The organism is Tardiphaga sp. (assembly GCF_044340795.1).
Taxonomy (GTDB): Bacteria; Pseudomonadota; Alphaproteobacteria; order Rhizobiales; family Xanthobacteraceae; genus Tardiphaga.
The window spans coordinates 20,476-44,828 of sequence record NZ_JBIISY010000020.1; the positions used below are offsets into that span (position 1 = coordinate 20,476).

Here is a 24,353-nt window from a genome sequence, read left to right on the forward strand (position 1 = left end):
CAATGATCGTCAATGGCCGGGATGCAGCGCGTCGTTGAGATACATGCAGGTCAGCATCGTGAAGACGTAAGCCTGGATGAACGCCATCAGGATTTCCAGCGCGGTGATGGCCACCGTCATCATCAGCGGCAGGATCGCGGCCGCGATGCCGATGGCACCGATGCCGGACAGGCTGACGACGAAGCCTGCAAAGACTTTCAGCGTGATATGGCCGCCGAGCATGACCGCGAACAGACGCACGGAATGGCTGACCGGACGCGACAGATAGGAGATGATCTCGATCGGCACGATGAAAGGCGCAAGTGCCATCGGCACATCCGCCGGCATGAACAGCCGGAAGAAACGCAACCCATGCTTCGCGAGCCCGTAGACAGTGACGACGGCGAAGACCAGAGCAGCCAGCGCGAAGGTCACGATCAGATGGCTGGTCACCGTAAAACCGTAGGGCAGCATGCCGACGAGGTTGGCGAACAGGATGAAGGTGAACAGCGAGAACACCAGCGGGAAGAACCGCAGGCCATGCTCGCCGGTGATCTCGCGCAGGGTCTTCAGCACGAATTCGTGCTGCAGTTCGACGAGCGACTGCCAGCGACCGGGAACCGGCGCCCGGTTCCGGCTGCCGAGCAACACGAAGCTGGCAGCCAGCGCCACCACAAGAAACATGAAGGCGGAGGAATTGGTGAGCGCAATCTCGTGCCCGGCAATATCGCCGAGGCGGATGAGAGGCTTGATGTCGAATTGCTGAATCGGATCGGCCATCGCCGGCCCCTTTGAATGGGCCGGGCCGTCCCGGAATGGTCGTCGAAGGCACGGGTCGTCCCGCGCGGCTGTTGGATAGCCGATTGGGCGTCCCAGTCAAGATCGCCGCATGCGACACGGGGCCGCCAGCCGGGCGGTAACGGCATGCACCCAGAGCGGGACGGCCTCATGCGGGGAAAACTCTACCGCGGCGGTCGCCTTGCCCCTATATGAGCCCAATCCCTGTTAACAAGTCTCCCTTTGCAGGCCCCACAATGCCAGTGTGGGCGGAACACGATTCGCATGACCGAAGCACGCAAAATGCCCGCCAACGACCTTCCCGCCTATCAGCCCGTGGCGGGCGGCATTGCTGCGCGCGCCCGCGCCGCCGCGGCGCCTGCGCCCTATCTCGACAATCTCAATCCCGAGCAGCGTGACGCCGTCGAGACCCTCGACGGGCCCGTTCTGGTGCTCGCGGGTGCCGGCACCGGTAAGACCAAGGTTCTGACCTCGCGCATCGCGCATATCCTCTCCACCGGCCGCGCACGGCCCGGCGAAATCCTGTCGGTGACCTTCACCAACAAGGCCGCGCGCGAGATGAAGCATCGGCTCGGCATCATGCTCGGCCAGGCCGTCGAGGGCATGCCCTGGCTCGGCACCTTCCACTCCATCGGCGGCCGCATCCTGCGCAGCCATGCGGAGCTGGTGCAGCTCAAATCGAATTTCACGGTGCTCGACACCGACGACCAGATCCGCCTGCTCAAGCAGCTGCTGTCTGCCGAGAATATCGACGACAAGCGCTGGCCTGCGCGCATGCTGGCCGGCCTGATCGATGGCTGGAAGAATCGCGGCCTGACGCCGGCGCAGGTGCCGTCGGGCGAAGCCGCGGTGTTCGGCAATGGCAAGGGCGGCAAGCTCTACAAGGACTATCAGGAGCGGCTGAAGACGCTGAACGCGGCCGACTTCGGCGATCTGCTGCTCGAATGTATCCGCCTGTTCCGCGAGCATCCGGATGTGCTGCGATCGTATCAGGCGCGGTTCAAATATATCCTGGTGGACGAGTATCAGGACACGAATGTCGCGCAGTATCTCTGGCTGCGCCTGCTCTCGCAAGGCGCCGCGCGCGCCCCCGCGCCGGGCGAGGACAACGCGATCGCCACGCAGACCGCAGCCACGCGCAACATCTGCTGCGTGGGCGATGACGACCAGTCGATCTATGGCTGGCGCGGCGCGGAAGTCGACAACATCCTGCGCTTCGAACACGATTTCCCCGGCGCAAAGGTGATCCGGCTGGAGCGCAACTATCGCTCCACCGGCCACATCCTCGCCGCCGCCTCGCATCTGATCGCGCATAATGAAGGCCGGCTCGGAAAGACGCTGCGCACCGAGGATGTCGATGGCGAGAAGGTCACCGTCACCGGCGCATGGGATTCCGAGGAGGAAGCCCGCGGCGTCGGCGAGGAGATCGAGCAGCTGCAGCGCGAGGGCCACAAGCTCAACGATATCGCGATCCTGGTGCGTGCCTCGTTCCAGATGCGCGAATTCGAGGATCGCTTCGTCACCCTCGGCCTGCCCTATCGCGTCATCGGCGGCCCGCGCTTCTATGAGCGTGCGGAAATCCGCGATGCGCTGGCCTATCTGCGCGTGATCAATTCACCGGCCGACGATCTCGCTTTCGAGCGCATCGTCAATGTGCCGAAGCGCGGCCTCGGCGATGCCACCGTGCAAATGCTGCACGACCATGCGCGCCGCCGCCGCATCCCACTGTCCGAAGCGGCGCGGCAGGTGGTGGAGACAGACGAGATGAAGCCGAAGGCGCGCGGCTCGTTGCGCGACCTGATGCTCAGCTTCGAGCGCTGGCGCAAGCAGATGGAAGTCGTGTCGCATACGGAGCTGGCCGAAGTCGTGCTCGACGAGAGCGGCTATACCGAGATGTGGCAGAAGGACCGTTCCGCCGATGCGGCCGGTCGGCTCGAAAACCTCAAGGAGCTGGTGCGTTCCATGGAGGAGTTCGAGAACCTGCAGGGTTTCCTCGAACATATCTCGCTGGTGATGGACCGCGAAGGCGCGGCCGACGAGGATGCGGTGTCTGTGATGACGCTGCATTCGGCCAAGGGGCTGGAATTCGACAATGTGTTCCTGCCTGGCTGGGAGGAAGGCCTGTTTCCGCATCAGCGCGCCCTCGACGAACAGGGTCGCGCGGGGCTGGAGGAAGAGCGCCGCCTCGCCCATGTCGGCATCACCCGCGCCCGCAAGCGCGCCAAGCTTTACTTCGCCACCAATCGCCGCATTCACGGCACCTGGAACACGACAATCCCGTCGCGCTTCCTGGATGAATTGCCGGCGGAGAATGTGGAGATCACCGAATCCAAGGGTGGCAGCGGCTGGGGCGGCGCCGGCGGCTATGGCTCGTCGCGCTTCGACAATCTCGAGGCTTTTGGGTCCAGCTATTCGACGCCGGGCTGGCAGCGCGCGCAGCAGCAGCGCGGCCGAGGCGGTGGTGGCGGTGGCTTCAGCGAGAGCCAGTCGCCGTTCTCGTCCTTCGGTGGCGGGGGCGGTGCATCGCGCAAGCGGCCGATGGTGATCGAAGGCGAGCTGGTGGCGAAGTCGACCGGCACGGAATCCGACTTCTCGCTGGATGACCGCGTCTTCCATCAGAAATTCGGCTATGGTCACGTCACCAAGATCGACGGCAACAAGCTCACCATCGAATTCGACAAGGCCGGCGAGAAGAAGGTCGTCGACAGTTTCGTGGAGCGCGCCTGATCATGCCGGTCTATCTCGCAGTCATCCGCAAGCATGACGACGGCAGTTTCCGCGTGAACTTCCCTGACCTCCCGGGCCTCGCCACGTCCGGCGACACGCTGGACGAAGCCATCGACGAAGCCGTCGAGACGCTGGAGGACGTGGCCGGGAACTGGGTCAATGCCGACGGCTCGACCACCCTCCCGAAGCCACGGACGATCGACGAACTGAGCGCTGATCCGGCTTTTGCGGACGCGGCAGATGGGGCGACGATTGCGGAGATCGAGTACGAGCCGGCAGGATAGCTGGTCCAACTACACTTTCTGCGATAGGCTTCTCTATTAGCTTGGGGAGCCGTGATGCTGACGAACAGTCGCGACATCATTCGACGTCTCGAGCGCGAAGGCTGGATCAAAACACGCGTCGCCGGCTCCCATCACGTTTTCAAGCATCCCGAAACCGGACAAACGCTCGTCATCCCGCACCCCAAGAAGGACTTGGGCACGGGGCTCGTTCGTGCCATTTATAGGGGTGCAGGCTGGGCGCCTGATTGAGGTTCATTATGGCCCACTATGTCGCCTTCATCGAAGAAGCAGGACCGGATCTGGCCGTCGGCGTCTGGTTTCCCGACCTTCCTGGTTGCACATCGGCTGGCGACGATATCGATGAGGCCCTGCGCAACGCTCCTGCGGCCCTGCAGCTCTATGCTGAGGGTGTCGCCGCGGAAGGGCGCCGTCTTCCGCCACCGCGCACTCTCACCGAGCTGAAGGCCGATCCTGAGGTCGCCGACGATCTCGATGCCCATATGGTGGCCCTCGTCGAGTTGCGCCCCCGCGCTCACGCTGCCGAATAGCAGCAAAATCTTCTCTGCAGCGATTGCGGCGGAGAAGATGGGTTCCTATGTGTGTCATCCCGCCGCACAGTTCCCACTGCCTCCGCGCTGAATGCTTGCATGTCACCCATCATATCCGTATCCGGCCTCACCAAGAGCTATGCCTCCGGCTTCACCGCGCTGAAGGGCATTGATCTCGACATCAACCGCGGCGAGATCTTTGCGCTGCTGGGCCCCAACGGGGCCGGCAAGACGACGCTGATCTCCATCATTTGCGGCATCGTCAATGCCACTTCCGGCACCGTCTCAGTGGATGGCCATGATACGCGGACGTCCTATCGCGCGGCGCGCTCCCTGATTGGCCTCGTGCCGCAGGAACTGCATACGGATTCGTTCGAGACCGTCTGGGCCACCGTGAGCTTCAGCCGCGGATTGTTCGGCAAGCCGAAGAATCCGGCGCTGATCGAGAAGATCCTGAAGGACCTCTCGCTGTGGGAGAAGAAAGACAACAAGATCATGGAGCTCTCCGGCGGCATGAAGCGGCGCGTGATGATCGCCAAGGCGCTGTCGCATGAGCCGCAGGTGCTGTTTCTCGACGAGCCTACCGCGGGCGTCGATGTGGAGCTGCGCAAGGGCATGTGGGAAGTGGTGCGCGAGCTGCGCGCCACGGGCGTCACCGTGCTGCTGACCACGCATTACATCGAAGAAGCCGAGGAGATGGCGGATCGGGTCGGCGTCATCAACAAGGGCGAGATCATCCTGCTCGAGGAGAAAGCCAAGCTGATGCAGCAATTCGGCAAGAAGCGCCTGAAGCTGCATCTGCAAAGCAGGATCGATGCGGTGCCGGCGTCGCTCGCAGTTTACAATCTCGAACTCGGCAATGACGGCATGGAGCTGGTCTATACCTACGACACCAAGAGCGAACGCACGGGCATCACCAGCCTGCTGAACGACCTGCGCGAGACCGGCATCCGCTTCGCCGATCTCGACACGCAGCAGAATTCGCTGGAAGAAATCTTCGTCAGCCTGGTGAGGACGTAACATGAATTACCGGGCTATCGCTGCCATCTACAAATTCGAAATGGCACGCACCTGGCGCACGCTGCTGCAGAGCATCGTCTCGCCGGTCATCTCCACCTCGCTTTATTTCGTGGTGTTCGGCGCAGCCATCGGCTCGCGCATCGCCAATGTCGAGGGCGTCAGCTACGGCACCTTCATCGTTCCCGGCCTGGTGATGCTGTCGGTGCTGACCCAGAGCATCGCCAATGCGTCCTTCGGCATCTATTTCCCGAAATTCATCGGCACGATCTATGAGCTGCTGTCGGCGCCGGTCTCGGCACTAGAAGTGGTGATCGGCTATGTGGGCGCGGCCGCCACCAAGTCGATCATTCTCGGCCTGATCATTCTCGGCACCGCCGGCCTGTTCGTGCCGCTGCACATCATGCATCCGGTCTGGATGCTCGCCTTCCTGGTGATGACGGCGGTGACCTTCAGCCTGTTCGGCTTCATCATCGGCATCTGGGCCGACAGCTTTGAAAAGCTGCAGGCGATCCCGCTGCTGGTGGTGACGCCGCTGACCTTCCTGGGCGGCAGCTTCTATTCGGTGAACATGCTGCCCTCGGGCTGGCGCACGGTGACGCTGCTCAATCCGATCGTCTATCTCATCAGCGGCTTCCGCTGGAGCTTCTATGAGATCTCGGATGTCAGCATCGAGGTCAGCGTCGGCATGACCGTGGCTTTCCTGGTGATCTGCATGGCCATCGTCTGGTGGATCTTCAAGACCGGCTACAAGCTGAAGAAATAACCCGGATGCGAAAACGGCCCGGACATGTCCGGGCCGTTTTGTTTTGGGCTGTGCCGCTCAGCGGTAGCAGCGGAACTTGCCGTGCTTGTTGTAATAGCCGCGGCACTGGGTACGGCGGCCTTCGGGAATGCCGAGCACGCCCTTCACGCCGCCCACGGCACCGCCGACGCCCGCGCCGATGGCGCCGCCGACCATACCGCCAATCGGCCCGGCAGCGCGATTGCCGTCACGCACACCCTGGTTTGCGCCCTGCTCCATGCCACGGAACACGCCCTGGGCGTGCGCGAAATTCGGCATGGCTGACAGAGCCAGCACCGTCGCGGCGAGCGCCAGACGGGTCTTGAGCGAGAAAGTGACGGAAAAGGCAGCTGACGAAATTTTCATGATAGGTCCCCTGCGCGCAGCGCGCTTTGGTCGCAATCCTTGTGTGACATGCAAACGTCGCAGCAGCGGAACCGGTTCCACTGGAACGTGTTGAAATGCGCATTCCGCGTTGCAACAGGGTGGGTAACCTATTGCGATCCCTGCGGCTTGAACCGCGAGCGGTTAAGGATGCACGAAACTGTCACTGGCGACACGCCGGAGCCGGGGGCATATAGGAACCGGGACGGCGAGCGTTTGAAATGGGCGAGGCCCGGAGGCGAAAAGGTAACATGCGTGCGTTTGTCATGACCCTGGTGGGTCTCTCCGTTCTCGCCGCCGGCGGCAGCGCCGAAGCCAAGATCAACATCACCATCGACAAGGACAGCCAGACGATGACCGTCGTGCAGGACGGCGTCGAGAAATATCGCTGGCCGGTGTCATCGGGCCTGCCGTCCTATGAGACGCCGAATGGCAGCTTCCAGACCTTCCGCATGGAGGAGGATCACTTCTCCAAGGAATTCGACGAAGCGCCGATGCCGCATGCGATCTTCTTCACCAAGCGTGGCCACGCCATTCATGGCACCGATTCAGTGAACCGCCTCGGCTCGCCGGCCTCCCATGGCTGCGTGCGGCTGTCGCGCGCCAATGCCGCGACGCTGTTCGCCATGGTCAAGGCCGATGGCGTCCTCAACACCACGGTCAGCCTCACCGGCTCGTCGCAGGTCGCCCTCGCCCGCAATCCGCGTCCGACGAAGAATGCCAATGCTGCACGCCGCGAGGTGGTCACCGCCGAGCCGTCCACGGACGTCTATGGCAATCCCATGGAGATCACACCGCAGGTGGTGCCGAACAATCGTCGCATCGTCCGCCAGGCTCCGCAGCCGAACCGCGACGATCGCTACATCTATCCGGCCGATGGCGATGATGGCCGCCAGTATCCGGCCCCTCCCGGCTATCGCCGCATGACCGAGGCCGAGACCCAGCAATATTATGCGAACCGCGGCTACTACAATTACAACAACCAGCCACAGGTCTATTACGCGCCGCGCATGCGCAGCCCGTTCAGCAATTACTGAAACGCCGTGCCGAAGGGCGGATGAGGCGAAGCCGTAATCCGCCGGCCGAGCATGTGGAGCGAAGAACGGCGGATTACGCTACGCTCATCCACCCTACGACCGCCGCTCAGTTATCGCCATCCCGCAGACGGCGCCAGACGGCGCCGAGGATGTTCGAATAGTCATCCGTCCACACCCGCTGATCCGGCTTCGCCGCCGTCAGGGTCCAGGACGACGATGGCTGTGCGACACTACCGACATCCGCGGCGTCGCGCGCCGAGATCACGACATTGGTCGAGAAGATGTATTCGGCATCGCGGCCGGTATCCTCGTTGAACACCCAGCTCGTCAGCCCATTGGCGCCGGCAATGCCCGTCACCACGCTGGCGAGTTCGAGATGGCGGTTCGACACATGCATCACCACCGCACCGCCCGGTGCCAGCTTGGCCTTGTAGATCGCCATCGCTTCCTGCGTCGCCAGATGGATCGGGATCGCATCCGATGAATAGGCATCGACGATGATCAGGTCGTAAGCGCCGTCGGCTTCCTTGGTGAAAGTCAGCCGCGCATCGCCGATGACCGGCTTGATGTCCGGCTGGCATTTGGAGATGTAGCTGAAATATTTCGGATCCCGCGCGGTATCCACCATGGTCTGGTCGATCTCGAAGAAGGTCCAGTTTTCGCCGGGCGCCTGCGCGCAGACCAGCGAGCCGGTGCCGAGCCCGATCACCGCCGCACGCAGCGGCGCCCCCTTGCGCGCACGCATGGCGGCAATCGCCTGCCCCATGCCGCCATCCTTGTAATAATAGGAGATCGGCTCCGGGCGCCCCGTCACCGGCGTGCCGTCATTGTTGAGATATTTCTCGGCACCATGGATCGTCGTGCCATGCAGCAGCACATGATACTGGCCGTTCGCCGTCACCTGGATCTTGTGCACGCCGAAGAAGCTCCGCACCGTCTCGACGCGCCCGTCATCGGCGGGATAGATGCGCAGCAGCGCCAGCGCGAGCACGGTGATCGCGACGAGCTTGAGGCGATCGGCGCGCAGCAGCAGCGCGATGATCATGCCGACCACGGCTACGGCGCTGATCACATAGACGCGCTGCGTGTCGAGCCAAGTGTGCCATTGGCCGGTGGTATAGCTCGGTGCAATGAGCGCCACCGCAGCGACGAACAGCAGCAGCCAGTACCAGCCCGTCCAGCGCGAGAAACGCTCGGACTGCGCCGGGAGACAGAGCACAGCGAGCGCCACCAGGATCGGATATTCGGCGATCCACGAAAATGTATAGGGCGCGATCAGTCCGGCAAACAGGCCGCCCACCATGCCGCCGAAGGACAGCGCCACATAGAAGCCGGTGAGATAGCGCGGCGCCGGACGCGTGCGGGCGAGTTCGCCATGACAGGCCATGGCGATCACGAAGAAGGCAAGCTGATGTCCACCCAAAGTGAGCAGCAAGTTCTGCTCGCCGCCGACCGCCAGCAGCACGATGACGCCGGCAACCGCGAGCGGCTGCAACAGCAGGATGAACCAATGCGGCAGCAGCGGACGCGACTGGAACACCAGCACCCAGGTTAGCAGATAGAGCGACAGCGGCAGCACCCAGAGCAGAGGTGCGGCGGCGACATCGGTGGAGATATGCGCGGTAACCGCGATCAAGAGGCCCGACGGCACGGCCGCGAGGAAGATCCAGCGCAGCCGCTGCATCCAGCCCGGCGCGGGCGCCGCGGCTTCATTGGCTTCGGGTGATGCGATGGCGACGGCTGGCGAGCGCATCAGCAGGAATCCGCAGCCGGCGATCAGCAGGATCAGGAGACCATAGCCCGAGGTCCAGATCAGGTTCTGCGTGCGCAGCGAGAACATCGGCTCCAGCAGGACCGGATAGGACAGCAGCGCGAGGAAACTGCCGATATTCGACGAAGCATAGAGGAAATATGGATCGCGGCCATCGGGATGGCCGGTGCGCACGAACCAGGCCTGCAGCATCGGATTGTTAGCCGCGAGGGCGAAGAAAGGCAGGCCGATGGAGACGGCGAACAGGCCGAGCAGCCAGAAGGCATAGCCGCTGTCCGGCGGTTCGCCCCAGCCATTGGCGATGGCCAGCGGCAGTGTCAGCAGCGCGGCGATGAGCAGGACCACATGGATGACCACCGGCAGGACACGGCTGCGGAGCTGCATCAGGAAGTGGGCATAGGCGTAGCCGCCGAGCAGCAGCGACTGGAAGAACACCATCGCCACCGACCACACCGCCGGCGAGCCGCCGAGCCGTGGCAGCACCATCTTGGTAAACAGCGGCTGCACCGAAAACAGCAGCAGCGCGCTGACGAAGATCGCGGCCGTGTAGACTGTCAGTAGCAGGCGGTTGCGGGAGGCCGAGTTTGGGGCGGCGGACGGCTGCGACGAACTCATGAACTCTCCGGCTGGTACGGCAGGCAACAGAATCCGCCGAACGGCCGGCGAAGCGCGAATGGAGCATAGAGTACCCATTCGGGCAATCCGGGCTAACCAAGGAACCGAATTGGCGCCACATGGCCTTGTGCCGCAGGGCCGCCTCTTCGATAAGGGAGGTTGTAGCAACCCAAGCTGAACCGGACATGTCAGACCACGACGTTGTGATCATCGGCGCCGGCCATAACGGCCTCACTTGCGCGGCCTATCTCGCGATGGCCGGCCTGCGCGTGAAAGTGGTCGATCGCCGCAGCGTGGTCGGCGGCGCCGCCGTGACGCAGGAGTTTCATCCCGGCTTCCGCAACTCGGTGGCGTCCTACACCGTCAGCCTGCTTAATCCGCAGATCATCACGGATCTCAAATTGCAAGAGCACGGGTTGAGGATCGTCGAACGCAAGGCACAGAACTTCCTGCCCGCGCCTGACGGCACCTCACTGCTCACCGGCGAAGGCCGCACGCAGGCCTCGGTCGCGAAACTGAATGCCCATGATGCCGAGCGGATCGGTGCGTTCTCGCAGCAGCTCGAGGTGATCGCCGATGTGCTGCGCGCCTTTGTGCTGCGCGCGCCGCCGAATGTGGTGCAGGGTTTTGGCCTCGGCACGATTTCCGAAGCGATCAATGCACTCGGCACGGCAAAAATCCTGAACGAGCTCAGCATCGAGCAGCAGCGCATCCTGCTCGATCTCTTTACCTGCTCGGCCGGTGAAATGCTCGATGACGTGTTCGAGCATGATCTGGTCAAGGCGCTGTTCGGCTTCGATGCCGTGGTCGGCAACTATGCGAGCCCCTACGCTGCCGGCTCCGCCTATGTGATGCTGCACCACGCCTTTGGCGAGGTGAACGGCAAGAAAGGCGTGTGGGGCCACGCCATCGGCGGCATGGGCGCGATCACGCAGGCCATGGCGGCGGCGGCGCGCAGCCATGGCGTCGAGATCACGCTCGGCAACGGCGTGCGCGAAGTGCTGGTGGAGCGCGATCGCGCCATTGGCGTCGTGCTCGAGAATGGCGAGAGCGTTCGCGCGAAATATGTGATCTCCAACGTCAATCCGAAGCTGCTCTATACGCGGCTGACGCCGGCGGATGCGCTGCCAAAGCCATTTCGCGAGCGCATGGCAAATTGGCGCGGCGGCTCCGGCACGTTCCGCATGAATGTCGCGCTCAGTGCCCTGCCGTCGTTCACCGCGTTGCCCGGTAGTGGCGATCACCTGACCGCCGGCATCATCATCGCGCCGAGCCTCGGCTATATGGAGCGCGCCTGGCTGGACGCGAAGCAGGACGGCTGGAGCAAGCAGCCGATCGTCGAGGTGCTGATCCCCTCCACGCTCGACGACAGCCTCGCGCCGGCCGGCCAGCATGTGGCCAGCCTGTTCTGCCAGCACGTGGCGCCGGAGCTGCCGAACGGCATGGCCTGGGACGACCACCGCGACACTGTGGCCGACCTGATGATCAAGACGGTGGATGACTACGCCCCCGGCTTCGCTGCCAGCGTGATCGGCCGGCAGGCGTTGTCTCCGCTCGATCTGGAACGCGATTTCGGGCTGATCGGCGGGGATATTTTTCACGGGGCGCTGAGCCTGAACCAGCTGTTCTCAGCCCGGCCGATGCTCGGCCATGCCGATTATCGCGGGCCCTTGAAAGGCCTCTATCACTGCGGTTCCGGCGCCCACCCCGGCGGGGGCGTCACCGGCGCGCCCGGCCACAATGCGGCGAAAACGGTGCTCCGGGATCACCGGGCACTGTTTGGATAGACCTGTGGACAGGCTGTGGATAAGCCTGTGTGCCAGCTGTGATAGGCCCCTGGACAACTCGCGGACAAGTCTGTGGGGAAGCCCGGGATAAGCCGGTGCATGGCTGCGGTATGAACCGGTGCAGAAGCGGTGCATCAGCCGGGTATCATCCCCGGGATAAACCCTGTACGAAACGCCCTGAAACCCTGTGCATTCCCTGTTCACGACGCATCCGGATCCGCGATGACACCCCAAGGCACCAGCCGCGCCACGTTCGCCGTCGGCGATGAATTCAGCGCCAAGCGCATCGTCGATCTGCTCACCGAAAGCTTTGAAGAAGGCGAAGCGGCGATCGCGGCATTCGAGAACCCGGAAGGCCGCTGGGACGTCACCGTGCATTTCGCCGATCCGCCGGATGAGGCCTCGATCCGCAACCTGGTCGCCCTCGCCTCGGATGACACGGTCGCCGGCAGCATCGTGTTCGACACGATCGAGGCCAAGGACTGGGTCAAGGAAAGCCTCGAAGGGCTGGTGCCCGTACGCGCGGGACGCTTCATCGTCCATGGCAGCCACGACCGCGACAAGGTGCGCGACAACCAGCTCGGCATCGAGATCGAGGCGGCGCTGGCCTTCGGCACCGGCCATCACGGCACAACGCGCGGCTGCCTGATCTATCTCGATCACGTGCTGCGCTCGAAGGCGCCGAAGCGCATTCTCGATCTCGGCACCGGCACCGGCGTGCTGGCCATCGCCGCGGCCAAGGCCACCAAGAAACATGTACTGGCGACGGACATCGATGCGATGTCCGTGAAGGTCGCACATGAAAACATGAAATTGAACGGCGTCGGCAATCTGGTCGAGACCGTCTGCGCGACCGGCTTCTCATCGCCGGCCATCGCCAAGCACGCGCCGTTCGACCTGATCCTCGCCAACATCCTCGCCAATCCGCTGCGCGCCATGGCCACCGACATGGAGCGGCACATGGCGAGCAACGGCATGGTGATCCTGTCCGGCCTGCTGCCGCATCAGGCGACAAGCGTGATCGTCGCCTACCGCGCGCGTGGGCTGGTGCTGCTGAAGCAACAGATCATCGAGGGCTGGAGCAGCCTGCTGATGCAGCGGGCTGGGTAACACTCCGGCTGTCATCACCCGCGACAGCGGGTGATCCAGTATGCGGCGATGTTTCGATGTGATCACCGCAGAGGTGTCTACTGGATTGCCCGGTCAAGCCGGCAACGACAAAGAAATAGAGTGCTACTTCGGAAGCGATTGCTTCGAAGACCCACTTTCCTCGCGCACGCGCGCGATGACGAAGCGACCGAGAACCTGGATCACATTGTCCCGCTGTTGCGGCGATGTGTCGTCTGACGGAGAGGTCGGGGGTTTTTGCGATGAATGGGCGGGAGATGCGCTGTGGCGCGGCGGGGAAATCTTCTCGAACGTGAAAGCGGGCATGGTGTTTTCCCTCTTCGTTGAGTTGAACACAAAGACCAGAAATGGCGGTCTCCGCGAGGGCAACAAACCGCAGCGCCGGATAGTTCCGCGATCAATGCCCATTGCCCGAAATTCAAGCATAACTTGTGCCAGCTTTTCGCAACCCTGCCCCTCGATTGCCCGCGCCGAAGCTCACTCATAGGATGCTCGCACCATGTTCGAAGCTCATTTTCAGACTTTTGAAGAGCCCGAGGGCGGCGTCGCGCTGACGGCGCGGCTGGCTGCGTTTCGCGAGGAATTGCTGCGGCGGAAGCTGAGCGGCTTCGTGATTCCCCGCGCAGATCAGCAGCAGAACGAATATGTGCCGCCGGCCGATGAGCGGCTGGCCTGGCTCACCGGCTTCACCGGCTCGGCCGGCATGGCGGTCGCATTGCTGCAGGAAGCCGCCATCTTCGTCGATGGCCGCTACACGGTGCAGGCGCCCAAACAGGTCGATACGCATGCCTGGAGCATCCAGTCGCTGGTCGAGCCGCCGCCGGAAAACTGGATCGCGGACCATCTGAAGCCCGGAGACCGCCTCGGATTTGATCCATGGCTGCACACGACAGCGGCAGCGGAGCGCCTCAAGGCCGCCTGCGCCAAGGCCGGCGCGGAGCTCGTGGCGGTCGAGACCAATCCGATCGACACGGTCTGGCACGAACGCCCGGCCCCGCCGCTCGGCGCCGTCACAATCCATCCGATGGAATATGCCGGCGAGAGCGAGGCCGACAAGCTCACGCGCATCCGCGGCGAGATCACGCGGCTCGGCGTCGATGCCATCGTGCTGTCGGACTCCCATGCGGTGGCCTGGACCTTCAACATCCGCGGCGCCGACGTCTCGCATACACCGCTGCCGCTCTCCTACGCGCTGGTGCCGAAGGATGGCCGGCCGCAGGTGTTCATCGATCACCGCAAATTATCCAACAGTTCGCGCAATCATCTCGAGGTCTCCGCCCAGGTGCAGGAGCCGGACGCATTGGTCACGTCGCTGCGTGAGCTTGCGGCCAGCGGCGCTTCGATCGCGCTTGATGGCGCGACGGCAGCGGATGCGTTGAGCCGGCTGATCGCCGACGCCGGCGGCAAGCCTGTTCGGTCAAGCGATCCCATCGCTATGCTCAAGGCGATGAAGAATCCGGTCGAGATCAAGGGCACCATGACCGCGCATCGCCGCGATGCAGTGGCGCTGGCGAAATTTCTCGCCTGGATCGATCGCGAGGCGCCGAAGGGCGGCCTCACTGAGATCGACACCGTGGAAGCACTCGAGACGTTTCGCCGCGACACCGGCGCCCTGAAGGATGTCTCCTTCCCGACCATCGCCGGCACGGGGCCGAACGGCGCCATCGTGCATTATCGCGTCACCCGCAAGAGCAACCGCCGCATCGCGCCGGGCGATCTGCTGTTGATCGATTCCGGCGCGCAATATGAGGACGGCACCACCGACGTCACCCGCACCATCGCCATCGGCGAACCCACCGACGAGATGCGCGACCGTTTTACGCGCGTGCTGCGCGGTCACATCGCAATCTCCCGCGCGGTGTTCCCCGATGGCACCACCGGCGCGCAGATCGATTCTTTTGCACGCCAGTTCCTGTGGCATGCCGGGCTCGATTTCGCCCATGGCACCGGCCACGGTGTCGGCTCCTATCTGTCGGTGCATGAAGGACCGGCGCGGATTTCCAAGCTCGGCGCCACGCCGCTGAAGCGCGGCATGATCCTCTCCAACGAGCCCGGCTATTACAAGACCGACGCCTTCGGCATCCGCATCGAGAATCTCGAACTCGTCGTGGAAGCAAAAATCGATTGCGCCGAGCAGCCGATGAACGAATTCCAGACGCTGACCCTCGCGCCGATCGATCGCCGCCTGATCAATGCGCATCGCATCAGCAAGCGCGAGCTGGCGTGGATCAACGACTATCACGCCCGCGTCCGCCGCGAGATCGCACCGCTGATCGACGACGCAGAAGCGCGGGACTGGCTGCATGCGGCGACCGAACCGCTGGCCCAGCCACAATAACGAAAGAACAATCGTCGCGTGAGTTCCAGCCCGGCCGCCAGAGACCTCGATCCAACCGATCATACACGCTCACGCGTCATGCTGCTTCTGCTGGTCGTGATGACCGGCATCGCACCGATCACGCTCTATATGCTGGTGCCGGCACTGCCGGAGCTGGCCCGCACCTTCGACGCCGACATCTCCATCGCGCAGATGACGGTGTCGCTCTACATGGTCGGCCTTGCCTTCTCGCAGCTCATCATGGGGCCGCTGTCGGATCGTTTCGGCCGCAAGCCGGTGCTGCTCGCCGGGCTCGGCCTGATGGTGGTCGCCGGCATCGGATCGAGCTTCGCCGCGACGCTGCCGCAACTGATCGCGGCGCGCTTCTTCCAGGCACTTGGTGGCGCGACAGGCATGGTGATGAGCCGCGCCATCATTCGCGATCTCTATCCGCGTGAACGTGTCGGGCCGATGATCAGCCTCGTCATCGCGGTCATGATGATCGCGCAGATGCTGTCGCCGCTGGCCGGCGGCCTGATCGAGACCGGATTCGGCTGGCGCGCGATCTTCTACACAGTCACCGGGGCGTCGCTGGTGGTGACACTGGCCATCGCCTTCCTGCTGCCGGAGACGCGCAAGCGCGCGACCACCGATGCCGGCAGTAGCGGCTTCATCGCAGATTCGAAAGTGTTGTTCGGCAGCCGTGCCTTCATCGGCTATCTCTTTTGCTACGTGATGGCGTCGTGGATCATCTTCACGTTCGCCGGCGGCGGTCCCTATGTGGTCGTCAACCAGATGGGCCGCAGCTCCGCCGAATATGGCGCGTGGTTCGCCACTTCGGGCCTCGCTTATCTCGTCGGCAATCTCGCCTGCGTGCGCTTCGCACCGCGACGGACCATCGAACAACTGATCTGGTTCGGCCTCGCATTGCAATTCGGCGGCGCGATACTGAATGTCGTCTGGGGCCTGACCGGGCTCAATCAGGATCCGGCCTGGCTGTTCCTCACCCATATGATCGTGATGTTCGGCAATGCCTTTGTGATGTCGAACGCCGCCGCCGGCGCGCTCAGCATCCGCCCGCAGGCCGCGGGCGCGGCCTCGGGCATGATGGGTTTCATGCAGATGGGATTTGGCTCGCTGTGCTCGCAGGGCGGCGCCTGGCTCGGCGGGCATTTTGCGACACCGGTGGCGCTCAATCTGTCGCTGGTCGTGCTGTCCTGCGGCTGCGCGGCAGCGATGATCTTTCTCGTGCCACGGCGGAAAGTGGTGGTGACGGAGAAGATGGTTGAGAAGGCGGAGGAGAAGAGCGGGTTGATGTAGCTCTCTTCTCCCTCCCCCAAGCGGCGCAGCCGCGCCGTGGGGAGGGTGGATCAAAGCGAGCGTTCAGCGAGCTTTGAGACGGGTGGGGTGTTTCGCCAAACTCTGACATCACGTGGGGATAGACCCCACCCCCGCCTATCGGCGGACCCTCCCCATTCGCTTCGCTCCGGGGAGGGAGACTATGGGCATCATCCCCCAATCAATGCGAGCCATTCATCTTCAGTCAGCACCGCCACACCAAGATCACGTGCCTTGGTCAGCTTCGATCCAGCATCCTCGCCAGCGACGACGTAATCGGTCTTCTTCGACACCGAGCCGGCAACCTTCGCGCCCAGACGTTCGGCCGAAGCCTTCGCTTCATCGCGCGTAAATTTCGTCAGCGATCCCGTGAACACCACCGTCTTGCCGGCGACCGGCGTGTCGGTCTTGGCTTGCGCGACGTCCAGCACTTCGATCTCGCCGAGCAATTCGTCCAGCGCCTTCACGTTGCGCGCTTCGGCGAAGAACTCGACCACCGCGTCCGCGACGATCTCGCCGACCCCGCCGATATTGTTGAGGTCCTGATAGGCCTCCGACGTATTGCCTTCCTCGCCCTGCCCGGCCGCTGCAGCCAGCATGGCCTCGCGGAAGACTGCGAAGGAACCGTAATGTCGCGCCAGCAGCTTTGCATTGCCTTCGCCGATATGGCGGATGCCGAGTGCGAAGATCAGCCGGTTGAGTTCGATCCTGCGGCGTTCGTCGATCGCGGCAAACAGGTTGCGCACCGAAACCTCGCCGTAGCCCTCGCGGTCGCGCAGCTTCTTGCTGCTGCGCTCGTCGCGTTTGGCCAGCGTAAAGATATCGACGGGATGCATGATGATGCCCTCGTCGTAGAATTCCTGGATCTGCTTGTCGCCGAGCCCGTCGATATCGAAGGCGAGACGCGAGACGAAATGCTTGAGCTTCTCCACCGCCTGCGCCGGGCACACCAGCGCGCCGGTGCAGCGCGTGACGACTTCGTCATTCTCACGGATCGCATGGCTTCCGCAGACCGGGCATTTGTCGGGGAAAGCATATGGTTTCGCTGCTTTCGGGCGCTTGTCGAGAATGACATTCACGACCTGCGGAATGACGTCGCCCGCGCGCTGCACGATCACCGTGTCCCCTTCGCGGATATCGACGCCGTCACGGAGCGTCTGGCCGTCATTGCCGATGCCCTTGATGTAATCGGCATTGTGCAGGGTCGCATTCGACACTACGACGCCGCCGACAGTGATCGGCGTCAACCGCGCCACCGGAGTGAGCGCGCCGGTGCGGCCAACCTGGATGTCGATCTTTTCGAGCACGGTCGTCGCCTGCTCGGCCGCGAATTTGTGCGCGATGGCCCAGCGCGGCGCGCGACCGGCGAAACCAAGCCGCGCCTGCCAGTCGATGCGATCGACCTTGTAGACAACACCGTCAATGTCATAGCCGAGCGTCGCGCGGATTTCGCCGATACGACGATAGAAGGCCAGCGCATCATCGACGCTCTTGCACAGCGTGATCTCGGGATTGACGGTGAAACCGGCCTTGTCCAGCCAGGCGATCATCGCGTGCTGGGTCGGCTCCGGCATCGGATAGTCCGACATCTCGCCCCAGGCATAGGCAAAGAATTTCAGAGGTCGCGATGCAGTGATCGACACGTCCTTCTGGCGTAGCGAACCTGCGGCGGAATTGCGTGGATTGGCGAAGACGGTGTCGCCGGCCTCCTCTTGCTTCTTGTTGAGCGCGAGGAAGTCGCCCTTGAGCATATAGACCTCGCCGCGCAATTCGCAGGCGGCGGGGATATGCTTGCCTTTCAGCGTGTTCGGGATGTCCTTGATGGTGCGGACATTGGCGGTCACGTCCTCGCCAGTGAAACCATCGCCGCGGGTGGCGGCGTGAATCAGCTCGCCATTCTCGTAACGCAGCGAGAGCGAGAGACCATCGATCTTCGGCTCTGCGACCAGTGCGGGGATTTCGTCGAGCTTGAGGAAGCGCTGGATGCGGGTGACGAATTCGGTGACGTCATCGTCGCTGAACGCATTGCCGAGAGAGAGCATCGGCACCGCATGCTGGATCTTGGCAAAACCGCGCGCAGGAGCGGCGCCGACGGTCTGCGTCGGGGAATCCGATTGCACCAGTTCGGGGAATTTGGCTTCGATCGCCTCGACACGCTGGCGCAGGGCGTCGTAAGCGGCATCGGAAATCGTCGGCGCATCGTCCTGATAGTAGCGCTTGTTATGCGCCTCCATCTCCAGCGACAGCCGCATCAGCTCGATCTTGGCTTTCGGCTTGGTGAGCGTGGAGATGTCCGGGGGAGTTTTGGGGGATTTTGCCATGCGCACCGCTCTCGTCATTCCGGGGCGCGCCGCAGGCGCGAACCCGGAATCTCATCATGTTTTGCTCTTACAGGATCGAGGCATACAAATCATGCCATTCGGGATTGTTTGCCCTGATCAACGCGACCTTCCAGTCGCGTCGCCATTTTTTCAGTTCCTTCTCGCGCGTGATGGCTGTCAGGGGATCATCGTAAATCTCGAACCAGACGGCACATGCACATTGTAGCGCGAGGTGAAGCTTTTGACCGCATTCGTCTTATGTTCGTAGACACGCCGAATGAGATCATTGGTGATGCCGATATACAGCACACCATTCTTCTTCGACGCGAGCATGTAGACGTAATACGGCATGGGCGGCGTGTTCACCCTGGTCATTCCGGGGCACGCCGAAGGCGTAACCCCGGAATCTTGGCATGGGAGCGTGCGGTAACACGGAGTACAGGCATTATGAGGTTCCGGGTTCGCGCCTGCGGCGCGCCCCGGAATGACACCTTGCGGCTACGCTGCGCCCTTGAGCAGCCGGTCCGCTGCGGCACGTGCTTCGGCAGTAATCTCCGCCCCCGCCAGCATCCGTGCGATTTCCTCGCGGCGGTGATCGTCGGCCAGTGTGTTGACGTTCGTCGCGACGCGCTTGCCCTTGTCCAAGGCCGCCTTGGAGATCAAGAGATGCTGGTCGGCGCGCGCGGCCACCTGCGGCGCGTGCGTGACCGCCATCACCTGCACCTTGCCGGCGAGCCGGCCGAGCCGTGCGCCGATGGCGTCGGCCACCGCACCACCAACACCGGTGTCGATTTCGTCGAACACCAGCGTCGGTGCCGAGCCCTTGTCGGACAGCACCACTTTCAGCGCCAGCAGGAAGCGCGAGAGTTCGCCGCCGGAGGCGACCTTCATCATCGGGCCCGGCCGCGTACCGGGATTGGTCTGCACCCAGAATTCGACGCGGTCGATGCCCTGCGGGCCCGGCGTAGCCGCATCGGTATCGACCTGGGTGATGAACTTGGCGCGCTCCAGCTTGAGCGGCGCGAGCTCGGCGATGACCGCCTTGTTGAGCTTCTCCGCCGATTTGATGCGCGCAGCAGAGAGCTTCGCCGCAGCGGCAGCGTATTTCGCGTCGGTTTCGACGGCGGCCTTTTCCAGCTTCGTGAGCTGGCCGGCGCCCGCATCGATGGTGGCCACATCGGCGTAGAATTTTGCAGCCAGCGCCGCCAGCCCATCCACCGGCGTCGAGAATTTGCGGGCAGCTGCGCGCAGCGCAAACAGGCGCTCCTCGATGCGCTCGAGTTCGGCAGGATCGAAATCGGCGGCGATCAGGGCAGCGCTGAGATGCTGGTCGGCCTCTTCCAGCGCATTGATGGCGACGTCGATCGCCTTGACGGCCGGCTCCACCAGCGCCGGCGACGAGCCAGCCCGGCGCTCCAGCCGGCGCACGGCGGCAGCCAGTGCGGAAATCGGCGAATGCGGGCCGGACACCGCCTCTTGCGCCTCGCGCAGGTCGGAAGCGATCTTCTCGCCCTGCATCATGCCGGTGCGGCGCTCGGCGAGCTGGGTCTCCTCGCCGTCCTTCGGATTGAGCTTCTTCAGCTCATCGGCGGAATGGCGGAGATAGTCGGCGTCGCGAGCGGCGCGCTCCATGTTCTCGCGATGCGTCTCGAGCGCCGTGTAGGCGGCCTTGCGGGCGTCCCACAGCGTCTCCAGCGCGATCACGTCCTTGTCCAGTCCAGCGAAGGCATCGAGCAGCCGGCGGTGGCTGGCGGCGTCCACGAGAGCGCGGTCGTCATGCTGGCCGTGAATCTCGACCAGGGCCGCGCCAATCGCCTTCAGGGTCTGCACGCTGACGGTCTGGTCATTGATGTAGGCGCGGGTGCGGCCGTCGGCGAGCTGAACGCGGCGGAGAATCATCTCGCCGCTGTCGTCGTCGAAACCATTGTCCTTGAGCAGGCCGAGCGCGGGATGGCCAACGGCCAGATCGAAGGCGGCGGTGACCTGCCCCTGCTCCGCGCCATGGCGCACCAGGCCGGCATCGCCGCGGCCGCCAAGGGCCAGCGCGAAGGCATCGAGCAGGATGGATTTGCCGGCGCCGGTCTCACCGGTGAGCACCGCGAGGCCGCGCGCAAATTCGATATCGAGCCGCTCGATCAGGACGATGTCACGGATCGACAGACGGGCGAGCATGCAAAAGCGCTTCCTAGCCGAGGCCGATTCGCTTGAAGGCCCGGGAAATATAGGAGCCCTTGTTCTCGCTCGGTTCGAGACCGCCCGACTTTACAATATTGTAGGCGTCTTTGTACCAGCGGCTGTCAGGAAAATTGTGGCCAAGCACGGCGGCGGCGGTCTGCGCCTCGCCCACCACACCGACGGTCATATAGGCCTCGGTCAGGCGCATCAGCGCTTCTTCAACATGGCGGGTGGTCTGGTACTGCGTCACCACGGTCTTGAAGCGGTTGATGGCGGCGGTGTAGTCGCGCTTCTTCATGTAATAGCGGCCGATATCCATTTCCTTGCCGGCCAGCTGGTCCTTGGCGCCTTCCAGCTTCTGCTTCGCAGACGTGGCGTATTCGGAGGTCGGATACTTGCGGATGACTTCCTCGAGCGCAGCCATGGCCTTTTCGGTGCGGCCCTGATCGCGCGAGATGTCCGGAATCTGGTCGTAATGCGAGGCGGCGATCAGATACTGCGCATAGGCCGCGTCCTGGCTGCCCGGATGCAGCGTGACATAGCGCGTCGCAGAGCCGATGCAGGTGTCGTAGTCGCCGGTCTGATAGGCCGCGTAAGCGGACATCAGCAGCGACTTGCGCGCCCACTCCGAATACGGATGCTGGCGATCGACTTCCTCGAACTTCTTCGCCGCCGCCTTGGGATCCTTGCTCTGGTTCATGAGGTACAGGCCCTCATTGTAGAGCTTGTCGGCGGGCTCATCGACGAACTGGTCGTCCTTTTTGGAGAACTTGTCCCACAGCGCACCCGTGCCGCAGCCGGCCAGCGGCATGGCCAGCACGATCAGGCCGGCAGCAAGCCGCAGCGGACGCTTGAGGCGGTTGAGTTCATCACGAAAGGAAAGCGCGAAACGCTGTGCCGACATCTATTCTTGCCTGACGTCTGTGTGCGGGCGCCTCACGGTGCCCTGAATGCGGTGCTCTGCGCGCCAACCGCGCCCCGATACGAACCAGCCAAAACAAGCCCGTGGTCATGTCCCCGACCGCGTGCCTGTTTATCCGAAGGCAGTCCGTTAACCAACCGGATACGCAGGCATTTCGCCGGGATTGTGGCGAAAGAGGTGTGGAGACAGGTGGTTATGGTTACTGGCGGTGACGGACGCTGGAACGCATCCAAAACGGTGTCCCGGGATCAAGACACGTCCGGTCCGAAAGCCGGGCTCAGGCCGCCCAGCACGCCCGACGTGACATCGGCGGTCGCACGGCCGCGGCGGGCCGGAGCCTGGACAGAAACGGCGTCGGCTTCGACGATCTTCCAGGCCGAACGATCGGCCATCAGCGCCTTGAGGACTTCATTGTTGAGCTTGTGGCCGCCGCGCACGGAGCGATAGGCGCCAAGGATCGGCAGGCCGGCCAGCGCGAGATCGCCGACAGCGTCCAGCACCTTGTGGCGGGCGCATTCGTCGGCGTAGCGGAGGCCCTCGGTGTTGAGGAGCTTGGTCTCGTCGAACACGACGGAGTTTTCGAAGGAGGCGCCGAGCGCATAACCTGCGCTCCAGAGGCGGGCCACGTCGTTCATGCAGCCGAACGTACGGGCGCGGGCAACGTCACGGCGGAAGGATTCGGGATTGAGGTCGAGCACATAGCTCTGACGGCCGATGGCGGGATTCTTGAAGTTGATTTCGATCTCGGCGCGGAAACCGGCAGCGTGGGGGCGGAATTCACCGAAGCTGTCGCCGATGGCGACCTGCACCGGTTTTAGCACCTGGATGAAGCGGCGGCGGGCGCCCTGCTCCACCACGCCGGCCTGATCGATGGCGGCGACGAATGCGGCGGCCGAGCCATCCATGATCGGCACTTCCGGACCGTCGACCTCGATGGTGGCATTGTCGATACCCATGCCGCGAAGGGCTGCGAGGACGTGTTCGGCGGTGGAAACGATGGGGCCTTCACGATCGCCGAGCACGGTGGCAAATTCGGTGGCGATAACGGACTTGGCGGTGGCCTGAACTTCGCGGTCCGGACCTTCAAGCCCGGTGCGGACGAAGATATAACCGGCATCGACGGGGGCTGGTCCAAGGGTCAGGCTGACAGGTTTTCCGGAGTGGACGCCGACACCAGTCACGGTGGCTTGCGCTCCAAGCGTTGTCTGTCGGCTGAAAGTCATATGTTACCCACCCAAGTAGACCTCTCGTCATGAGAGGGACTCACTCAGTTGAACCTAAGCAAAGCCAACCTTTTTAAAGTCGAACCTTGCGGCCTTCTGAGCCCCCGAGTCGCAGTTACATTAACCCTTGCCACAAAGTGCGCCAACTCACGCTTTCTAACCGATTGTTACCCAACCTCTGCCGCATTCCGGCCGGTTGTTAACCAAGGTTTCTGGCGATTTCCGCACAAGCCAAACGCGCGACCAACGTCGCGCGAAAGAATTACCTAAGTAGAATCAATATATTAAATAATCGTGACGACATTTTCGGCACGCTCACGAAAAAGCCCCGGTCGCATGACCGGGGCTTCATCTTCATGTCGATTGTTACAGTCGATCAGTTCGACTGGCGGCGCAGGAAAGCCGGGATATCGAGATGATCATCGCCCTGTGGTGCGGGGGCCACAGGTGCCGGACGGCCATGCAGGTCGAGACCCTGCGGAGCCGGACGGCGGGCATATTCAGACACCGGCGGTTCATTGGCCATCTGCTGGGCAACCGAGCGCTGCGGCTTGCGCTCCGGCAGCGGCGGCATCGGCGCCATGGCAGGAGCCTGTGGACGGCCGGACACCGGGGCTTCCGATTCCTCGTCGCGGCGACCGAGGCCGACATTGGCGAGGCGCTGCAGCAGCGACAGGCGCTGCTTCTGCGGTTCCTCATCCGCGTCGCCGCGTGCCTGACGGATCTCGGCCTGGGCCGGCATCGGCAGTTCCTCGAACTTCGGCATACGCGGGGCGCGAACCGGAGCGCGTTCAGCCGACGGCGGGATGAACTGCTCCGGGATCGGCGCTTCCATCGGGGCTTCCTGACGCGGAGCTTCCGGGAACAGCGACGGCTTCTGCGCGATCGGGCGCACGGTCACGTCGCCATACTGCTGCGGGGCAGCCGGAGCGGCTTCCGGCGCAACGGCGGCAGCGATGGCGGCGAGCGCGGCACGCTCGTGATTGCTGGACGGGGCACGGGGTGCCGGCGCGGCGGCCGGAACCGGGGCGCCGGCCTTGGCGGCGGCCGCTGCGGCGATGCGCTGGTTGTCGGCACGCAGGCGGGCGGTCAGGTCAGCGAGACGGGTGTCCGGCTGAGCGGGCTGGCCGACGGCCGGGGCTGGCGCACCAACCGGGCCCGGCGCGGTGCGGGCCAGCTGGGCCTGCTCGATGCCCGT

18 protein-coding genes and 2 pseudogenes are annotated in these 24,353 nt (G+C 63.6%); 11 read left to right on the forward strand and 9 right to left on the reverse strand.

The window, feature by feature from the left end; all coding sequences use genetic code 11:
• Positions 1-9 precede the first annotated feature (9 nt).
• The gene (locus ACIQ17_RS05420; RefSeq protein WP_398466192.1) at positions 10-759 is read right to left on the reverse strand and encodes a F0F1 ATP synthase subunit A; all 750 of its coding nucleotides are present in this window, start codon (positions 757-759) and stop codon (positions 10-12) included.
• 282 nt (positions 760-1,041) lie between these two features.
• On the opposite strand from ACIQ17_RS05420, the gene ACIQ17_RS05425 reads away from it, so the two are divergent.
• From ACIQ17_RS05425 to ACIQ17_RS05450, 6 genes are all read left to right on the forward strand, one after another.
• Positions 1,042-3,504: an ATP-dependent helicase gene (locus tag ACIQ17_RS05425; protein WP_398466194.1), complete on the forward strand. Its 2,463-nt coding sequence runs from the start codon at positions 1,042-1,044 to the stop codon at positions 3,502-3,504.
• A gap of 2 nt (positions 3,505-3,506) precedes the next feature.
• The gene (locus ACIQ17_RS05430; RefSeq protein WP_398466196.1) at positions 3,507-3,788 is read left to right on the forward strand and encodes a type II toxin-antitoxin system HicB family antitoxin; all 282 of its coding nucleotides are present in this window, start codon (positions 3,507-3,509) and stop codon (positions 3,786-3,788) included.
• Between the two features lie 54 nt (positions 3,789-3,842).
• Entirely contained in the window at positions 3,843-4,037 is a 195-nt protein-coding gene (locus ACIQ17_RS05435; protein ID WP_398466198.1) for a type II toxin-antitoxin system HicA family toxin, read from the forward strand.
• Between the two features lie 8 nt (positions 4,038-4,045).
• Positions 4,046-4,336, forward strand: coding sequence for a type II toxin-antitoxin system HicB family antitoxin (locus tag ACIQ17_RS05440; protein ID WP_398466200.1), 291 nt, complete (start codon positions 4,046-4,048; stop codon positions 4,334-4,336).
• Positions 4,337-4,435: 99 nt separating this feature from the next.
• Complete coding sequence (locus ACIQ17_RS05445; protein ID WP_398466202.1) at positions 4,436-5,356, forward strand: ABC transporter ATP-binding protein; 921 nt, start codon at positions 4,436-4,438, stop codon at positions 5,354-5,356.
• 1 nt (position 5,357) lies between these two features.
• Complete coding sequence (locus tag ACIQ17_RS05450) at positions 5,358-6,119, forward strand: ABC transporter permease (RefSeq protein WP_398466204.1); 762 nt, start codon at positions 5,358-5,360, stop codon at positions 6,117-6,119.
• A gap of 57 nt (positions 6,120-6,176) precedes the next feature.
• On the opposite strand, the gene ACIQ17_RS05455 is transcribed toward ACIQ17_RS05450, so the two are convergent.
• Complete coding sequence (locus ACIQ17_RS05455; protein WP_398466206.1) at positions 6,177-6,503, reverse strand: hypothetical protein; 327 nt, start codon at positions 6,501-6,503, stop codon at positions 6,177-6,179.
• A 269-nt stretch (positions 6,504-6,772) separates the two neighbouring features.
• Here ACIQ17_RS05455 and ACIQ17_RS05460 point away from each other — a divergent pair, with 269 nt between their 5' ends.
• A complete protein-coding gene (locus ACIQ17_RS05460; protein ID WP_398466208.1) occupies positions 6,773-7,558 on the forward strand; it encodes a L,D-transpeptidase family protein in 786 nt (261 codons plus the stop codon).
• Positions 7,559-7,664: 106 nt separating this feature from the next.
• On the opposite strand, the gene ACIQ17_RS05465 is transcribed toward ACIQ17_RS05460, so the two are convergent.
• Complete coding sequence (locus ACIQ17_RS05465) at positions 7,665-9,944, reverse strand: spermidine synthase (RefSeq protein WP_398466210.1); 2,280 nt, start codon at positions 9,942-9,944, stop codon at positions 7,665-7,667.
• Between the two features lie 185 nt (positions 9,945-10,129).
• On the opposite strand from ACIQ17_RS05465, the gene ACIQ17_RS05470 reads away from it, so the two are divergent.
• The 4 genes from ACIQ17_RS05470 (at position 10,130) to ACIQ17_RS05485 (ending at position 16,496) form a co-directional block, all read left to right on the forward strand.
• Entirely contained in the window at positions 10,130-11,731 is a 1,602-nt protein-coding gene (locus tag ACIQ17_RS05470) for a phytoene desaturase family protein (protein ID WP_398466212.1), read from the forward strand.
• Positions 11,732-11,953: 222 nt separating this feature from the next.
• Positions 11,954-12,841 (forward strand): 50S ribosomal protein L11 methyltransferase, encoded by an 888-nt coding sequence (locus ACIQ17_RS05475; RefSeq protein ID WP_398466214.1) that lies wholly within the window; start codon positions 11,954-11,956, stop codon positions 12,839-12,841.
• A gap of 517 nt (positions 12,842-13,358) precedes the next feature.
• Positions 13,359-15,197 carry an aminopeptidase P family protein gene (locus ACIQ17_RS05480; RefSeq protein ID WP_398466216.1) on the forward strand — a complete coding sequence of 613 codons (1,839 nt, stop codon included), beginning with the start codon at positions 13,359-13,361 and terminating at the stop codon, positions 15,195-15,197.
• 78 nt (positions 15,198-15,275) lie between these two features.
• A complete protein-coding gene (locus ACIQ17_RS05485; protein WP_398466219.1) occupies positions 15,276-16,496 on the forward strand; it encodes a multidrug effflux MFS transporter in 1,221 nt (406 codons plus the stop codon).
• A gap of 188 nt (positions 16,497-16,684) precedes the next feature.
• Here the strand turns inward: ACIQ17_RS05485 and ligA are convergent, their stop codons facing one another.
• From ligA to ACIQ17_RS05515, 6 genes and pseudogenes are all read right to left on the reverse strand, one after another.
• Complete coding sequence (gene ligA / locus ACIQ17_RS05490) at positions 16,685-18,835, reverse strand: NAD-dependent DNA ligase LigA (protein WP_398466221.1); 2,151 nt, start codon at positions 18,833-18,835, stop codon at positions 16,685-16,687.
• A 67-nt stretch (positions 18,836-18,902) separates the two neighbouring features.
• A pseudogene (locus tag ACIQ17_RS05495) lies at positions 18,903-19,186 on the reverse strand (GIY-YIG nuclease family protein).
• Positions 19,187-19,333: 147 nt separating this feature from the next.
• Positions 19,334-21,007 (reverse strand): DNA repair protein RecN, encoded by a 1,674-nt coding sequence (gene recN / locus ACIQ17_RS05500; protein WP_398466223.1) that lies wholly within the window; start codon positions 21,005-21,007, stop codon positions 19,334-19,336.
• Between the two features lie 13 nt (positions 21,008-21,020).
• Positions 21,021-21,914, reverse strand: coding sequence for an outer membrane protein assembly factor BamD (locus tag ACIQ17_RS05505; RefSeq protein ID WP_398466225.1), 894 nt, complete (start codon positions 21,912-21,914; stop codon positions 21,021-21,023).
• A gap of 266 nt (positions 21,915-22,180) precedes the next feature.
• On the reverse strand, positions 22,181-23,155 hold the full coding sequence (gene lpxC, locus ACIQ17_RS05510) for a UDP-3-O-acyl-N-acetylglucosamine deacetylase (RefSeq protein WP_398466227.1): 975 nt from the start codon (positions 23,153-23,155) through the stop codon (positions 22,181-22,183).
• Between the two features lie 376 nt (positions 23,156-23,531).
• Positions 23,532-24,353, reverse strand: a pseudogene (locus ACIQ17_RS05515) (cell division protein FtsZ); the annotation flags it as partial.